11 protein-coding genes are annotated in these 16281 nt (G+C 72.2%); 1 reads left to right on the top strand and 10 read right to left on the bottom strand.

Going from position 1 to position 16281, the window contains the following annotated elements; all coding sequences use genetic code 11:
* Positions 1-29: 29 nt before the first annotated feature.
* Both ACFC0G_RS22560 and ACFC0G_RS22555 read right to left on the bottom strand, forming a co-directional pair.
* Positions 30-470, bottom strand: coding sequence for a GtrA family protein (locus ACFC0G_RS22560; protein WP_376405947.1), 441 nt, complete (start codon positions 468-470; stop codon positions 30-32).
* A 98-nt stretch (positions 471-568) separates the two neighbouring features.
* A complete protein-coding gene (locus ACFC0G_RS22555) occupies positions 569-1564 on the bottom strand; it encodes a glycosyltransferase family 2 protein (RefSeq protein ID WP_376405945.1) in 996 nt (331 codons plus the stop codon).
* A gap of 251 nt (positions 1565-1815) precedes the next feature.
* On the opposite strand from ACFC0G_RS22555, the gene ACFC0G_RS22550 reads away from it, so the two are divergent.
* Positions 1816-3471, top strand: a complete 1656-nt coding sequence (locus tag ACFC0G_RS22550) for a hypothetical protein (protein ID WP_376405943.1) — start codon at positions 1816-1818, stop codon at positions 3469-3471.
* 124 nt (positions 3472-3595) lie between these two features.
* Here ACFC0G_RS22550 and galE read toward each other — a convergent pair whose 3' ends face one another.
* From galE to ACFC0G_RS22510, 8 genes are all read right to left on the bottom strand, one after another.
* Positions 3596-4588 carry a UDP-glucose 4-epimerase GalE gene (gene galE, locus ACFC0G_RS22545; RefSeq protein ID WP_376405941.1) on the bottom strand — a complete coding sequence of 331 codons (993 nt, stop codon included), beginning with the start codon at positions 4586-4588 and terminating at the stop codon, positions 3596-3598.
* An 88-nt stretch (positions 4589-4676) separates the two neighbouring features.
* Positions 4677-5897: a glycosyltransferase gene (locus tag ACFC0G_RS22540; protein ID WP_376405939.1), complete on the bottom strand. Its 1221-nt coding sequence runs from the start codon at positions 5895-5897 to the stop codon at positions 4677-4679.
* Entirely contained in the window at positions 5890-8673 is a 2784-nt protein-coding gene (locus ACFC0G_RS22535) for a CDP-glycerol:glycerophosphate glycerophosphotransferase (RefSeq protein ID WP_376405937.1), read from the bottom strand. Before ACFC0G_RS22535 ends, ACFC0G_RS22540 begins: the two co-directional genes overlap by 8 nt.
* A gap of 133 nt (positions 8674-8806) precedes the next feature.
* Positions 8807-10444, bottom strand: coding sequence for a glycosyltransferase (locus ACFC0G_RS22530; protein WP_376405935.1), 1638 nt, complete (start codon positions 10442-10444; stop codon positions 8807-8809).
* Positions 10445-10583: 139 nt separating this feature from the next.
* Positions 10584-12023 carry a GTPase ObgE gene (gene obgE / locus ACFC0G_RS22525; RefSeq protein WP_376405933.1) on the bottom strand — a complete coding sequence of 480 codons (1440 nt, stop codon included), beginning with the start codon at positions 12021-12023 and terminating at the stop codon, positions 10584-10586.
* Between the two features lie 129 nt (positions 12024-12152).
* On the bottom strand, positions 12153-12407 hold the full coding sequence (gene rpmA, locus ACFC0G_RS22520; RefSeq protein WP_056640498.1) for a 50S ribosomal protein L27: 255 nt from the start codon (positions 12405-12407) through the stop codon (positions 12153-12155).
* 13 nt (positions 12408-12420) lie between these two features.
* Positions 12421-12741 carry a 50S ribosomal protein L21 gene (rplU, locus tag ACFC0G_RS22515; RefSeq protein WP_015033583.1) on the bottom strand — a complete coding sequence of 107 codons (321 nt, stop codon included), beginning with the start codon at positions 12739-12741 and terminating at the stop codon, positions 12421-12423.
* A 245-nt stretch (positions 12742-12986) separates the two neighbouring features.
* A partial coding sequence (locus ACFC0G_RS22510) for a ribonuclease E/G (RefSeq protein ID WP_376405930.1) occupies positions 12987-16281 on the bottom strand: 3295 nt, incomplete at its 5' end.

The following is a 16281-nucleotide window of genomic DNA, read 5'->3' as shown; positions in this document are numbered from 1 at the left end:
CGCGTGCCCCGCCGCGGCTGCGAGGCAATCTACGCGAGCCGGGACGGCTGCCGCTCGCCCATTCCGTTCTCTGGACCGGACCCCTCCGGGCCCCCCGGACCGTCTGGAGTCTTCCGGGGAACCAGGATCCGCTGGGAGAGCAGATAGGTGAACGGGATCGCCACGACGGCCGCGACGAGGGGCGCGATCCTGTCGTCCATGCCGGCCCAGGTGACGAGCGCGTACAGGCCGACGCTCTGCACGAGGTAGTTGGTGACGTTGGTGAGGGGGAAGAGGGCGAACTTCTTCCAGGTCGGCCGGGTGCGGTAGGTGAAGTAGGTGTTGAGGAAGAAGGAGCCGACCATGCTGAGGAGGAAGGCGAGGGAGTACGCGGCGAAGTACGGCATCCAGGGGTGGAGGAGCAGGTAACACCCGAAGAACGTGCCGGTGTTGACGCCGCCGACCAGCGCGAACCGAAAGATCTCGGCCAATCGCGCCCGCCGTGCGCTCTGTGTGCTCCGCGTGCTCTGTGTACTCCGTGTGCCCTGTGTGCCCTGTGTGCCCTGCGTGCTGCCCTCGCCGGTCGTCATCAGCTCTCCCGGTCGGTGGCCACGACACGGATGCGCTCGGCGGCGGCACGCTCGGCCGCCCCGCGCCCGAAGGAACGGTGGGTCTCCTTCACGAGGAAGTGCGGCCGCCGTTTCGTCTCGTAGTAGATCCGGCCGATGTACTCGCCGATCAGCCCCAGCATCACCATCTGCACTCCCCCGAGCCCCACGATGATCGCGACGAGGGTGACGTATCCGGGTGCGGTGACGCCCTGGGTGATCGCCGCGACGGCCACCCAGACCGCGTACAGGACGGCGAGGCCGCTGAGCATCATTCCCAGCCACAGCGCGATGCGCAGCGGGCGGTTGTTGAAGGAGATCAGCCCGTCCATGCCGTAGTTGAGCAGGGAGCTGAACTTCCACTTCGTCTCACCGCCTTCGCGCGCGGCGTTCTGGTAGTCGAAGGTGACGGTGTCGAAGCCGATCCAGGAGAACAGCCCCTTGGAGAAGCGGTTGTACTCGGGCAGCGAGAGCAGGGCGTCGACGGCGGGGCGGGACAGCAGGCGGAAGTCCCCGACGCCGTCGGTGAGTTCCACGTCGACCCAGCGGTTGACGGCCCGGTAGTAGAAGCGGCTGAGCGCCGAGCGGAGCTTCTTGTCCCCCTCGCGGGTCCGCCGCGCCATGACCTGGTCGTGGCCCTGGTGGAAGAGGTCCAGCATGCGCGCGAGGAGCTCGGGCGGGTGCTGGAGGTCGGCGTCCATGATCACCACGGCGTCGCCGGTGGACTTGCGCAGGCCGGCGAGCATGGCGGCCTCCTTGCCGAAGTTGCGGCTGAAGGAGGCGTACTGGGTACGGTGCGGGTGCCGGGCGGCGATGGCGCGCAGTTTGCCGAGGGTGCCGTCGGAGCTGCCGTCGTCCACGTAAACGATCTCGTAGCCGACCGGGAGTCCGTCGAGCACCTGGCGCATGCGCGCGTCGAACCGTTCGACGACGTCCTCTTCGTTGAAGCAGGGGACGACGACGGAAAGCCTGGTCATGGAACGGTCACTCCAGAGGGATGAGCGAGAGTACGTTCTGAGGGACCGCCACCGAACTCTCCTTCGAGCAGCGCGGCCACGGTACTGAGGGGCGGTGACCGCCGGGCATCGCCCGGGTGACCTCTCCCGGTCGGCATGTCGTCCATGCAGCAAAGCATGCGGGGAAGATATTCATATACAGGGCATTCCTGCCCATTTATCACCCGTAGGGATGCCGTGCCACGGACCTTGACCACCTGGAGCGATGACCGGTGAGTAGGACGACCACCCCGGAGCACGGTGATGCGGGGCTCGCGGCCGGAGAAGCCGACGGGGACAGCCGTCAGCACAGGGAGAGCGGCAAGGAGAAGGACAGCGACGGGGACAAGGACACGGCCGGCCTCCGGCGGGCGCTGTCCTGGATCGCGCTGGTCGTCTCCGCCGGAGCCGGGGCGCTCCTCTCGGTCGGCGCCTTCCTCGGGCTCTACGTACGCCCCACGTCGGACGACTGGTGCGCCCTGTGGAAGGCCCGCGACATGGGCGTCCTGGGCATCACCGCGGACTTCTACCGCACCCAGAACGGGCGCGTCACGAACGCCTTCCTCACCGGGATCATCTACTCCGACGACATGCGGGGGCCGAAACTGCTGCCCGCCCTCCTCGTCGTCACGCTCGGCGCCGGGCTCTTCCTCCTCGCCCGCGCGGCGCTGCGTGCCCTGCGCCTGCCCGCGCCTCCCCCCGTCCTGCTGGCCGCGGCCGCGGCGCTCCTGTCGGCGCTGCTGTTCTTCGCCGGCACCCGCTCGTACCAGGTGCTGCTCTGGGCACCGGCGACCGTCTCCCACACCCTGCCGAGCGTGATCGGCCTCTGGGCGGTGCTCGGCGCCGTCCGGGCCGCGCGCGGCGGCCACCGGTGGGCCCGGACGGTGGCGGTGGTCTCGGCGTTCCCGACGGGGATGGCCCTCGGCATGCTCAGCGAACCCTTCGCCATGGTGGCCGGGCTGCTCGCGGGCACCGCCGCGCTCCTCTGCCTGCCCCGGCTCGGCTGGACGAAGGACCGGTACGTGCCGACCTGGTGCGCGTCCCTGTGCCTCGGGCTCGTCGCGGGCCTCGTCCTGCTCACCACGTCACCCGGTGCCCGGTGGCGGCGCGCCCAGCACCCGCAGGAGCCGCTGTCGGCCGCGCTGGTGGGAGAAACGTTCCGTGACTGGTGGCGCGTGTGGGAGACGATCGCGGGCCAGGGGGCGTACGCGGGCGCCGCCGCCGTCGGCGCGCTCCTGGGCCTCGCCCTGGGCCTGACCCTCGCCCCGGCCGGCAGCACCGCCCACACCCCCGGCAGCACCGCCCACACCCCGGGCAGCACGCCCGGCCAGGCACCCTCGACCGGCGGCCGGACCTCCACCGCCGGGCTCCCCCCGCGCCGGCTGTTCCGGATCGCGGTGCTCCTGCCGCTGCCGCTGATCGCCCTCGCGAGCCTGGCCGTGACCTACGGGCTGCGCACCGGCTACGGAGCCGTGGGCTGGACGTACGGGCGCACCTGGACGAGCTTCCTCTTCCCGCTGCTGCTCGCCCTCTGCGCGTACGGGACGTGGGGCGGGTACCGGCTGGGGCTGCTGCTCCGGCGGGCCGGCCGGCCCGCCGCCCGCGCCGCGGCGCTGGTCGCGGTGGGGGCGATCGCCGTCGGGAGCACGGCCGCCCTGGTGCGGCCGGTGTACGAGCTGACCACGAGCACCGTGGTACGCGCGACCGCCTGGGACCGGCAGAACGCGCGGATCAAGGCGGAGGTCGCGGCGGGCGCCCGGGAGGTCGCGTACCGACCGCTCCTCATCGGCGGGCTGACCGAGCCGCTGTTCGCCCGCACGTACGAGCGGGACTGGGCGGCGCAGTGCACGGCCACGTACTACGGCGTGGACCGCATCCACCGCCCCTGAAGCACGCCCTCTCCGTACTCTCCGTACTCCCCGTACTCCCGTACTCCCGTACTCCCCGCGAAACGACGGAGTGGGGCGCCCCTGGCCGAAGCCGGGGCACCCCACTCCCTCACGTCCTCGGACGTCAGCCGGTCGTGCGGGACGCGCGGTTCGCGCCCCAGCCCTCCCAGGCGGAGCTGATCATGGCGCGGACGTCGTGACGCGCCTTCCAGCCGAGCTCCGACTCGATGCGCTCCGCGGAGGCGACGACGCGGGCCGGGTCGCCCGGGCGGCGCGGGGTGACCAGGGGTTCGACGCTGTGACCGGTGATCTCGTTGATCAGGTCGACCATCTCGCGCACCGACACGCCCTCGCCGCGCCCGATGTTCAGGGTCAGCGCGGCCGTCTCGCCGGCCTCGCCCGCCGCGGCGAGCGCGCGGGCCGCCGCGAGGTGGGCGTCCGCGATGTCGGCGACGTGGATGTAGTCGCGGATGCAGGTGCCGTCCGGGGTCGGGTAGTCGTCACCGAAGATGCGCGGGGACTCACCGGCGTCGAGCCGCTCGAAGACCATCGGCACCAGGTTGAACACACCGGTGTCGGCGAGCTCGGGGGCCGCGGCGCCCGCCACGTTGAAGTACCGCAGGCAGGCGGTGGAGATGCCGTGGGCCTGGCCGACCGCACGCGCCATCCACTCGCCGACGAGCTTGGTCTCGCCGTACGGGCTGAGCGGCAGGCACTCGGTGTCCTCGGTGACGAGGTCCACGTCGGGCATGCCGTAGACGGAGGCGGAGGAGGAGAAGAGGAAGCTCTTCACCCCGGCGCCGGCGGCGGCCTCCAGGACGGTCTGCAGACCCGTCACGTTCTCGCGGTAGTAGAACAGCGGCTGCTCGACCGACTCGCCGACCTGCTTCTTGGCGGCCAGGTGGACGATGCCCTTGACCGCGTGCTCGCGCAGCACCCCGTCGAGGAAGTCGCGGTCCAGGACCGAGCCCTTCTCGATCACGACGCCCTCGGGGACGCGCGCCGGGTTGCCCGTGCTGAGGTCGTCGACCACGACGACACGCTCGCCGGCCTCGGTCATTGCTTTGACGACATGGGAACCGATGTATCCGGCGCCGCCGGTGATGAGCCAGGTCATTCCGACAGTTTAGCCACAGGCCCGGGGCCGCCCGGCGGACTCGCACAGGGGTCCGAAGGCGGCCCCGCGAGCCCCTCCCAAGACACCCCTAGCGCTCGATCTCCGCGAACGCGGCGTCCCACCGGTCGAGGACGCTCGGCAGCGCCAGGCGCGCGACGTGCTCCCGTCCCGCCGCGCCGTACCGCTTCCGCAGCGCGGCGTCGTCCATGAGCTCGCCGAACGCGGCGGCGAGCCCGGGCACGTCGGCCGGCGGGACGAGGGTGCCCGTGACGCCGTCCTCGACGAGCTCCCGGACACCGCCCGAGACGTCGAAGCTCACGCACGGCACCCCGCACGCCGCGGCCTCCGCCAGCGCCATCGGGCGGCCCTCGCGCTCGCTGCTGATCGCGACGACGGACAGCTCGCGGTAGGCGGCTGCCATGTCCTCGACCGTGCCGCGGAAGACGACCTGGTCGGCGACGCCGAGGTCCTCGGCCTTCATCCGCAGCTCGTTCTCCAGCGGTCCGTCGCCGAAGAGATGCAGTTCCCAGCCCTCGCGACCCGCGCCTCCGCGACCCGCGCCCTCGCGACCCGTGCGTCCGTGCCCCGCGCCCTCATGCCCCTCGCCCGCGCGCGCCCGCGCGAAGGCCTCGATCATGCGGTCGTACCGCTTGATCGGGTCCAGCCGGCCGACCGCGCCGATCCTGTGGGTGTCGAGCGGGGCCCGCTCGTCCGGGTAGAACGGCAGCGGGTTCGGCATCACCCGTACGTTGGGCACGCGCTGGTTGACGAACTCGACCGCGTCCCCCTCGGAGAGGACCAGGGTCTGCTCCAGAGCCGGGTAGTGACGCCGGATCAGCCCCAGGTTGGCGCTGCGCCTGGCCTGCGCGAAGGACTCGTGGTACTGCCCGACGCCCTTGAGATGATGCCAGTCCAGCGGCATGACCCAGTCCACCGCCCACGGCGAACCGAAGACGATGTAGCCGTCCTCGACCGCCGACAGCCTCCGCTGCATCTCCGCCCGCGCGTGCTCGCGGGCGGCCCGCGCCCGCCGGGCGTCGGCGCGCCGCACCAGGCTGAGCCGGTCGCCGACCGTCCGCACCGGCGGCTTGGGATCCGCGGCCGGCGGGTAGAGCGTCGCGTGGCGGTACGCGCGCGTGGCGTTGTACGGGAAGGGCTCGGGGCTCGGCCGGATGCCGATCAGCTCGACGCGGTGACCCCGCTCGCCCATGCCCTGGGCGAGGGTGTGCAACACCCGCTGGGATCCGCCCATCGAGTCGACGTCGACACCGACGAAGAACACGTTGCGGGCGCGGGAGGCCTCAGTCATGGGTGCCGCCTTCGAAAAAAGCGTCGACCACCAGCTTGCTCGCGTGGCCGGTCTCGTACGAGCAGAACATCTCCTGGAAGCGCGCGTAGCGCCGGGCGTGCCGCTCCCGCACGCCCTCCAGGTCCCGCACGGCGGCGGCGAGGTCCTCGGTGGTCGTCAGCATCGGCCCCGGGGCGATGTCCTCGAGGTCGTAGTACGTGCCCCGGTCGCCGCCCTTGTAGTCCTCGTAGTCGTCCGTGTACAGCAGTATCGGGCGGCCGGTGTTGGCGTAGTCGAACATCAGGGACGAGTAGTCCGTGAGGACCGCGTCCGAGGCCAGCATCAGGTCGTTGACGTCGGCGAACGCGGAGCCGTCGCGGAGGAAGTGACCGAGTTCGGGATCGATCGTGAACCGGTCGTACGGGTGGGCCCGCACGACGACGATCCACTCGTCGGAGAGGTACGGGGCCAGCTCCCCGAAGTCCACCCGGATCGACTGTCCGGTGCGGCGGGCCGCGTCGCGGAAGGTCGGGGCGTAGAGCAGCACCTTGCGGTCGGCCGGGATGTCCAGGGCCTCGCGGGTGGCGGCCGCCCTGGCCCGCTGCTCCGGCTCGGCCCAGCGCACGAGCACGTCGTTGCGCGGGTAGCCGGAGCGGATGAGATCGGCCTGGACCTCGAAGGCCGGGACGAAGGTCCGCTCGAACTCGGCGCTCGGGCAGACGAGCGCGTCCCAGCGGCCCACGGCGGCGCGGAACCGTCCCTTCTCGATCTCCGAGGCGCCGCGCAGCGACGGGACGTCGAAGCCCATCGCCTTGAAGGTCTGGCCGTGCCAGGTCTGCAGGTACCGGGTGCCCTTGGGCTTCGCGTAGAGGTACGGCAGGTTGTGCGAGTCGACCCAGTACGTGGCCCGGGCCAGCGCGCGGCCGTAGGCGAAGCTGCCGCGCTTCACGAGCGTGACGTCGTCGGGGAAGGAGTCCCGGCTGCCGGAGTACGCCCAGACCACGTCGATCGGGAGGTTGCGGCGCTTGAGCTCCTCGTAGACGTAGCGGGGGTTGTCCGCGTAGCCGCGGCCCTCCACCGCCTCGAAGACGGCCAGGCCGCGCTTTCGGGGGAACTTGGCGACGGCGTCGTAGGCCGTCGCCTTGCCCTCGTTGCCGACGAGGATCTTCTTGACCTTGCCGACCTTGGCCTTGGTCTTGCGGGCGTAGGGGCCGAGGGGTTCGAGGGACTTCAGGACGCCGGAGCGCTGCCAGGTCACCTCGAGCCGCCCCGCGCCCTTCTGCTCGGCCTGGACGCGCACATGGTGGATGCCGAACGTGTGGTACCTGAGGGTGGCGCGGAAGTCGGGCTGGTCGTGCTGGGCCAGCAGGATGTCCGTACGCCGCGCGCCGTCCTGCTCCAGGGCGATCACCGGGTGGCGGCGGGTCGCCACGCCGACCTTGCCGACCGGGACCTTCCGCAGGTCCAGCTCGGCCCGGGAGACGTACTGCCCCGCGCCGTCCGGGACGAGCGTGAGCGGCACCGTCAGCGGCGTCTTGTGGGCGGCGAGCTTGGCCGAGGCCTTCGTGTCCTCGGTGATCAGGCCGACCGGATCGTACGTACGGATCTCCAGGCGCAGGACCGGGCCGAGCATCGACACGGAGGTCAGCTCGTGCCGCAGGCGCCCGCTGCCGAGGACCTGGTCGCGCAGGTGCCACTCGCCGAGGTCCAGCTCGCCGCGGCTCGCGTCGTCGGCGGGGGCGACGTCGCCCCAGTAGGGGATCCCGTCCACCTCGGTCACGGCGCGGGGCGCGAGCTGCGGCCGGCCGAACTGGCGGGCGGCCACGGCGGCCTCCTCCAGTCTGCCGGTGCGCAGCAGATGGACGCAGACGCGCTCCTCGCGCGAGAGCCGCTCGTAGGTCTCGTCGGCGATCTCGTCGAGGTACGGGGTGACCTCGGCGGCGAACTCCGCGATCCAGTCGGCGTCGCGGAACGGCAGGTCGCCCAGGTACAGGCGGAAGTCGTGGCGGAGGAACTTGTGGTCCTTCTCCGCGCGGAGCCCGGTGTCGCCGCGCTCCTCCAGCCAGGCGTCGATCAGCCGCGCCACGCCGATGCGGTCGCGGACGTTCTGGATCTTGTGGCGGCTCGACGAGATGGAGACGCTCTCCGGCGCGAGACGCCAGGTGTAGACCGACCACGGGACGACGGCGAAGGTCTCCGCGAGCGTGTACGCCTGCGCGGAGAACAGCTGGTCCTCGTAGTGGATGCCCTCGGGGAAGGCGAGCCCGTTGTCCCGGATGAAGGCGGTGCGGTAGAGCTTGTTCGTCGACAGGTGGTCGAAGAAGTACTCGGGCCGCTCGGCGATGCCCTCCACGACCCGCTGTTCGGTGAAGAGGTGCGGGTACCACAGGCCCGTGGAATCGGACGCCTCGTAGAGCCGGGTCACCTCACCGGTCACGAAGTCGACGCCGGTCTCCTCGGCGACCAGCAGCATGCTCTTGCAGGCGTGCCGGGGCAGTTCGTCGTCGCTGTCGAGGAACATGACGTACGGGGCGCGCGCGACCGCGATGCCGCGGTTGCGGGGGGCGCTGCAGCCGCCGCTGTTCTGCTCCAGGCGCGCGTAGCGCACGCGCGGGTCGGAGGCCTCCAGGGCCCGCGCGACGCGCTCGGTGCCATCGGTCGAACAGTCGTCGGCGATGATCACTTCGAGGTTGTTCAGGGTCTGGTCGAGTACGGACCGAACCGCTCGTGGGAGCCGTTCCTCATCGTTGTAGACGATGACGACGACGCTCACATCGGGGACGTCGCTAGTCGGCATCCAAGTCCTCTCACACAGGCATGCGGTGGTACGGGCGCGCTCACAGTTGATTGATGAACGCCCCCGGCGACCGCCAAGTCACGACCCGGCGGGAAATTGTTCCGAAACTCCTCCCCCGCGCATCGGGTGGTGTTCACCGCCTCGCCAGCAGCCTCCTCATCCGTCCGGACACCACCTGGCGGGCGCCCGCCCCACCCCCCGTGAGCCGGAGGACCAGGCCGCGGCGCGCCGTGGCCATGACCTGGACGAGGAGGACGCGGCCGAGCCGGCCGAGGACCACGCCGCGCCGGCCGCCGAACCCGTCCGGTGCCCTGACCTCGGCGCATCCGGTCGAGCCGTCCGCGTACCGCAGCTCGGCGCGGAACGACCAGGAGGCGAGCCGGCCGGAGCGGAGCAGCTGCGCGGTGGGGACCCGCACGGTGGCGGTCCAGCCGGCGTCGGCGGGGAGCAGCGGGGCCTCGGCGGAGAGGTCCGCGGCCGACGCGCGTTCGGCGAACCCGACCCGGACGGAGACGGGGTGCAGCGCGCCGACCCGCCCGTACAGCTCGTGCACGGTGAGGGTCACCCGGGTGGTCCCGCCGACGGAGACGGCGCCGTCCACGGCGACCGGCAGCCCGGCCGGGGCCAGCTCGGCGAGACCGTCCAGCGGTACGTCGCAGGGGGCGGCGGCCAGCACCGGGGCGCCGTCCTCGGCCCGGGGGTACGGAGGGGCGAGCCGCGGCCGGCCGGCGGCGAGCTCGACGAACCGGGTGAGCCCGCGCCCCTCGGGTACGGCGGCGAGGGCCATGAGCCCGGCGTACAGCCAGCGGTTCGGCGCCGGGGCGGCGGCGACCGCGTCGGCGTCGAAGCCGGCGAGGTGGTCGCGGGTGACGGTCCACCAGTCGGCGCGGTAGGCGGCGGTCCGTCGCGGCAGCTCGCGGAGGTACATGGGGAGGTCGTAGTCGAGGAACTTCGTCTGCGCGGCGGCGGCGAGCACGGGGCTCCCGGCCTTGCGGAACACCTCGACGACGGCGCGGTGCGCGGCGACCCGGTGCTCCCAGTTCGCGAGGGAGGCCTGGCGCAGCGAGATCGACAGGTTCGCGGCCTGGCGCCGCACGTGCCAGACGTACAGGGGCACGTCGGTGACGGCGAGCCGGGGGGCGGCGGCCTGGACGCGGGCGCCGAAGACGAAGTCCTCGTAGTGGAAGGCGCCTTCGGGGAAGCGGATCGCATGCCCGTTCAGGAAGGCGCGGCGGTACAGCTTGTTGACGGAGAGGGTGTCGAGGACCAGCTCGGGGTGTCCTTCGACGCCGTCGAGGACGGTGCCGGGGAGGGTGGCGCCCCGGGAGACGTCGTACAGCCGGGCCGCCCAGACGGTCTCGCGGCCCCCGGGGAGCTCGCGCCGCAGGCAGAGGCCGGTGACGACGTCCGCGCGCTCCCGGACCGCGACGGCGAGGAGCGCGTCGACGGCGCCGGGGATCAGCACGTCGTCGCTGTCGAGGAACACGACGTACGGGTGGACGGCGGCGGCGATGCCGTCGTTGCGGGGGGTGCCGCAGCCGCCGCTGTTGACCTCGCGGCGCAGCGGCCGTACGCGCGGCTCGTCGGCGAATCCGGCGAGCACGTCGGGCGTCGCGTCCTCGGAGGCGTCGTCGACGACGAGGACCTCCCCGACGCCCTCGCCCTGCGCGAGCGCGGAACGGATCGCGTCGCCGACGCGCTCGGCGTCGTTGTACGCGATGACGACGACACTGACCCGTGCCGCGTCCTGTGACTCGGTGGGCTGAATCATCCGCGCATCGTAGCGGGACGCACACGGAGCGTAAGACGGGAAGCGGAAAAGAGAGGGCCGCCGAACGCATCGGCGACCCTCTCCTCGACAGACCCGTTCCCGAAGGGGTCAGACCCGATCCGGAACAGGCTCGGCCCCGCTAGAAGGGGTCGAAGTCGTCGTACTCGCGCTGTGCGTCGTCCCGCTGGGCGTCGCGGTCGCGGCGGCGCTGCGCCGCCGGGCGCGGGGCCTCCAGGCGGTGGTCCTCGCCACGGCGGCCGAGCATCTCGGCGCCCGCCATCATCGACGGCTCCCAGTCGAAGACGACCGAGTTGTCGTCGGCGCCGATCGCGACACCGTCGCCCGCGCGGGCGCCCGCCTTCATCAGACGGTCCTCGACGCCGAGGCGGTTGAGGCGGTCGGCGAGGTAGCCGACGGCCTCGTCGTTGTTGAAGTCGGTCTGGCGGACCCAGCGCTCCGGCTTGTCGCCGCGCACCCGGTACACGTCCTCGGCCTCGTCGTACACGACGGTGAAGCCCGCGTCGTCGACGGCCTTCGGGGTGATGACGATCCGGGTCGCCTCCTCCTTCGGCTTGGCCGCGCGCGATTCCGCGACGATGCCGGCGAGGGCGAAGGAGAGCTCCTTCAGACCCGTACGGGCCACGGCGGAGGCCTCGTACACCTGGTAGCCGCGGGCCTCCAGGTCCGGGCGGATCATGTCCGCGAGGTCCTGGCCGTCCGGGATGTCGATCTTGTTGAGGACGACGATCCGGGGCCGGTCCTCCAGGCCGCCGTACTGCCGCAGCTCCTCCTCGATGATGTCGAGGTCGGAGACCGGGTCGCGGTCGGACTCCAGCGTCGCCGTGTCCAGGACGTGCACGAGGACGGAGCAGCGCTCCACGTGCCGCAGGAACTCCAGGCCCAGGCCGCGGCCCTGGCTCGCGCCCGGGATCAGGCCCGGCACGTCGGCGATCGTGTAGACGGTCGAGCCGGCCGTGACCACGCCCAGGTTCGGGACGAGCGTCGTGAAGGGGTAGTCCGCGATCTTCGGCTTGGCGGCCGACAGGACGGAGATGAGCGAGGACTTGCCCGCGCTCGGGTAGCCGACGAGGGCCACGTCGGCGACGGTCTTGAGCTCCAGGACGATGTCCCGCGACTCGCCGGGCTCGCCGAGGAGGGCGAAGCCGGGGGCCTTGCGGCGGGCGGAGGCCAGCGCGGCGTTGCCGAGGCCGCCGCGGCCGCCCTGGCCCGCGACGAAGGTGGTGCCCTCGCCGACGAGGTCGGCGAGCACGTTGCCCTGCTTGTCGAGGACGACGGTGCCGTCGGGGACGGTCAGGACGAGGTCCTGGCCCTCCTTGCCGGAGCGGTTGTCGCCGGCGCCGGGCTGACCGTTGGTGGCCTTGCGGTGCGGCGAGTGGTGGTACTCGAGGAGCGTGGTGACCGACTGGTCGACGACCAGGGTCACGTCGCCGCCGCGGCCACCGTTGCCGCCGTCGGGTCCGCCGAGCGGCTTGAACTTCTCCCGGTGAACGGAGGCGCAGCCGTGGCCTCCGTTACCCGCGGCGACATGCAGCTCGACGCGGTCCACGAAGGTGGTCATGGTTGTGCCTCCAGTTTGGGGGTACCCCCGGCCGAAGGGCGGGGGAGTACGGAATGTCTATCTAGTAACACGCGAAAGGCGGACCCGCTTCCCGTACGGGAAGTGAGGTCCGCCTCCGCAAAGATCCGATCAGGCGACCGGAACGATGTTCACGACCTTGCGGCCACGGTGGGTGCCGAACTGCACCGAACCGGGCAGCAGGGCGAACAGCGTGTCGTCGCCGCCACGGCCGACGCCGGAGCCCGGGTGGAAGTGGGTGCCGCGCTGGCGGACGAGGATCTCACCAGCGGAAACGACCTGACCGCCGAAGCGCTTCACGCCGAGCCGCTGAGCGTTGGAATCGCGCCCGTTCCGGGTGGACGATGCGCCCTTCTTGTGTGCCATGTCTCAGTCCCTCTTACTTCGCAGCCGCGGGGATACCGGTGACCTTGATCGCCGTGTACTGCTGGCGGTGACCCTGGCGACGGCGGTAGCCGGTCTTGTTCTTGTAGCGCAGGATGTCGATCTTGGCGCCCTTGTGGTGGTCCACGACCTCGGCCGTGACCTTGATGCCGGCCAGGACCCACGGGTCGCTGGTCACGGCGTCGCCGTCGACAACGAGCAGGGTCGAGAGCTCGACCGTGTCGCCAACCTTGGCAGTGGAAATCTTGTCAACCTCAACGATGTCGCCGACAGCAACCTTGTGCTGGCGACCACCGCTGCGCACGATGGCGTACACGCGGATCTCTCTCTCACTCGGGATCGAAAACCTCTGAAGCCAGCCGCTCACACGGGCCCAGGGGCCCGCGGCGTTCCGGAATCGGACGAGCGGCCTCTCCCGACGAGCGGGAGGGAGTTGCTCAGAGGCGCGACGCGTCCAGTCAGACACGCCGACGGTCTAGGTTACGGGCGCTTGCCACAGAGGGTCAAATTCGCCCGAGCGGGTGCGGGCCGTCCTGAAGGGGACGGCCCGCGCCCGGTGGATCAGTCCTGGGCCGGAGCCGCGGTCTTCTCCGCCGCCTTCTTGGCCGGGGCCTTCTTGGCGGTGGTCTTCTTCGCCGCCGTCTTCTTGGTCGCCGCCGTCTTCTTGGTGGCGGCCTTCTTGGCGGTGGTGGTGGCCTTCTTCGCGGTCTTGCGCGCGGCCGTCTTCTTGGCCGGCGCGGCCTCGGTCTCGGGCTCCGCCGCGGCCGGCTCGGCCTCGGCGGGGGCCGTGGCGACCACGAGGACGGCCGCTTCCTCGGCGCCCGCGGGCGCTCCGGCGGGAGCGGTGGCCTTGCGGACGACCCGGCGGCGGGCGCGCGGCGGGGCGGCCACGGGGGCCTCCTCGACGACGGGCTCGGGCGCGGTCTCCACGACGGGCTCCGGCTCCGGGGCGGCCTCGACGACCACCTCGGCGACCGGCGCGGCGGCCTCCGTCGTCGACACGACCGGGGACGTCACGCGGCGCGTGGCGCGACGGCGGCCGCGCGGTGCCGGGGCGGCGGTCTCCTCGACCACCGGCTCGGCGACGGGCTCCGCCACCGGCTCGACGACCGCTTCGACCTCGACGGCGGGGGCGGGCGCCGCGACGGGCTCCGGCTCCACCTCGTAGGTCTCGGTCTCCACGACGCGGGCCGGGGCGGCCGGCGCGGACACCCTGCGGGTGGCGCGGCGACGGCCACGACCGCGCGTGGCGGCGGCCTCGGCCTCGGCGATGCTGCCGTACAGCTCCTCGTCCGGGGCGATGGGCTCGGGCAGGGCCACCGGCGCGGCCAGCTCCGCCGCGACCTCGGCCTCGGTCTCGGCCTCGGTGCCGTCGCCGGACTCGACGGTGTCGTGCTCGTGCTCGTGGACGTGCTCGGCGCCGCCGCGGCCGCGCTTCTTCGCCCGCTTGCCGCCACCGCCGCCGACAGCGGTCGGCTGCTCCATGTGGACGATGACACCGCGGCCGTTGCAGTGGACGCAGGTCTCGGAGAAGGACTCCAGGAGGCCCTGGCCGACCCGCTTGCGGGTCATCTGGACCAGGCCGAGCGAGGTGACCTCGGCCACCTGGTGCTTGGTCCGGTCCCGGCCCAGGCACTCCAGGAGGCGGCGCAGCACCAGGTCGCGGTTGGACTCCAGGACCATGTCGATGAAGTCGATGACGACGATGCCGCCGAGGTCGCGCAGGCGCAGCTGGCGCACGATCTCCTCGGCCGCTTCGAGGTTGTTCCTCGTCACGGTCTCTTCGAGGTTGCCGCCCTGGCCGGTGAACTTGCCGGTGTTGACGTCGACGACGATCATCGCCTCGGTCTTGTCGATCACCAGCGAGCCGCCGGACGGCAGCCAGACCTTGCGGTCCAGCGCCTTCATGAGCTGCTCGTCGATCCGGTACGTCGCGAAGACGTCGACCTCGCTCGTCCACTTGGACAGGCGGTCGGCCAGGTCCGGGGCGACGTGCGAGACGTATCCGTGGATGGTCTCCCACGCCTCGTCGCCGCTGACGATGACCTTGGAGAAGTCCTCGTTGAAGATGTCGCGGACGACCCGGACGGTCATGTCCGGCTCGCCGTACAGCAGGCTCGGCGCGCTCGTCGAGATCTGCTTCGCCTTCTTCTGGATGTCCTCCCACTGCGCCTGCAGTCGCTCGACGTCGCGGCGCAGCTCGTCCTCGCTCGCGCCCTCGGCGGCGGTGCGCACGATGACGCCCGCGTCCTCGGGGACGATCTTCTTGAGGATGGTCTTCAGGCGGGCGCGCTCGGTGTCCGGGAGCTTGCGGCTGATGCCGGTCATCGAGCCCTCGGGCACGTACACGAGGTAGCGGCCGGGCAGCGAGACCTGGCTGGTCAGACGGGCACCCTTGTGGCCGATCGGGTCCTTCGTCACCTGGACGAGGACCGACTGGCCCGACTTGAGGGCGGTCTCGATGCGGCGCGGGCCGTGGCCCATGCCGAGCGCCTCGAAGTTGACCTCACCGGCGTAGAGGACGGCGTTGCGGCCCTTGCCGATGTCGACGAAGGCGGCCTCCATCGACGGCAGGACGTTCTGGACCTTGCCCAGGTAGACGTTGCCGACGTACGAGGTGGCCTGCTCCTTGTTGACGTAGTGCTCGACGAGCACGTTGTCTTCGAGGACGCCGATCTGGGTGCGCTCGCCGCTCTGGCGGACGACCATGACGCGCTCGACGGCCTCGCGGCGGGCCAGGAACTCGGCCTCGGTGATGATCGGGACGCGGCGGCGGCCCTGCTCGCGGCCCTCGCGGCGGCGCTGCTTCTTGGCCTCCAGACGGGTCGAGCCCTTGATGGACTGGACCTCGTCGGCGCCCGTGCCGGGCTCGGCCTTCTCGCGGGCCGGGCGGGGCTCGCGGACCTTGACGACCGTACGGACGCCTTCCTCGTCGGCGCCCTCGACGTCGGCGGAGGCGTCCCCGCTGCGACGGCGGCGACGGCGACGGCGACGGGAGCTGCTGGAGCCGCCGGCGTACGCCTCGGACTCGTCCTGCTCGTCCTCGCCCTCCTCGGTGTCCTCCTCGGCCTGAAGCTCGTCGGTCTCCTCGGCCTCGTCGACCTCGGTGAGCTCACCGCGGCGACGGCGACGGCCGCCACGGCGGCGACGGCGGGACGGGCGGTCCCCGTACTCGTCCGTCTCCTCGGTCTCCTCGGCCTCGTCGAGCTCGTCGGCGGCGGCCTCGACCTCGGGCTCGTCGGCGACGGTGGCGGGGACGGGCTCGACGGCGACGGCGACGGGCTCGCCGCGGCGGCGACGGCGACGGCGGGAGCCGGCCTCGGCCCGCTCCGTGGCCTCCGGGATCTCGATGGGCCCGGCCGTCTCGACGACCTCGGCCTCGACGGCCTCGACGGTCTCGTCGAGCTCCTCCTCCTCCAGCTCCTCCGGCTCCACGACCTCGGCGGCGGCCATGGCGGCCGTCTCGGGGGTCTGGAACATCGGCTCGGAGAAGACCGGGGCCTGGAAGACGGCGACGGCGGGACGCTCGGCGCGGCGGGCGCGGGACGTCTCCGGCTTCGTGACCGGCTCGGAGGTGAACTGCGGCGAGGTGGCGCGGCGGCGGCCGCGGCCGCGGGTGGCGGCGGTCTCGGCGGCGGCGACCTCGGCCTCGTCGGCGGCGATCTGCGCGACGGCGGCCTGCGGCAGCGACTCGCCGGTGGCGGCGGGCTCGGCGGCCGTCTCGGGGGTGGCCTCGGGCGAGGTGACCCTGCGGGTGGCGCGGCGGCGGGTGCGCGCGGCGGCCTCGGCGGCCTCCTCGACCGGAGCGGCGGCGGGCGCGGCGACCGGCGCGGCCTCGACGGGAACCTCGGCGGCG

It is taken from the genome of Streptomyces sp. NPDC056169, from assembly GCF_042268445.1.
Taxonomy (GTDB): Bacteria; Actinomycetota; Actinomycetes; order Streptomycetales; family Streptomycetaceae; genus Streptomyces.
The sequence above is the reverse complement of the archived record's forward strand: the minus strand, read 5'-3'. Positions and strand labels throughout refer to the sequence as shown.

Excerpts from the sequence above, each read along its gene's own strand:
- ACFC0G_RS22555 (WP_376405945.1), bottom strand. The coding sequence starts at position 1,564 with ATGACCAGGCTTTCCGTCGTCGTCCCCTGCTTCAACGAAGAGGACGTC.
- galE (WP_376405941.1), bottom strand. The coding sequence starts at position 4,588 with ATGACCTGGCTCATCACCGGCGGCGCCGGATACATCGGTTCCCATGTC.
- ACFC0G_RS22540 (WP_376405939.1), bottom strand. The coding sequence starts at position 5,897 with ATGACTGAGGCCTCCCGCGCCCGCAACGTGTTCTTCGTCGGTGTCGAC.
- ACFC0G_RS22535 (WP_376405937.1), bottom strand. The coding sequence starts at position 8,673 with ATGCCGACTAGCGACGTCCCCGATGTGAGCGTCGTCGTCATCGTCTAC.
- ACFC0G_RS22530 (WP_376405935.1), bottom strand. The coding sequence starts at position 10,444 with ATGATTCAGCCCACCGAGTCACAGGACGCGGCACGGGTCAGTGTCGTC.
- obgE (WP_376405933.1), bottom strand. The coding sequence starts at position 12,023 with ATGACCACCTTCGTGGACCGCGTCGAGCTGCATGTCGCCGCGGGTAAC.
- rpmA (WP_056640498.1), bottom strand. The coding sequence starts at position 12,407 with ATGGCACACAAGAAGGGCGCATCGTCCACCCGGAACGGGCGCGATTCC.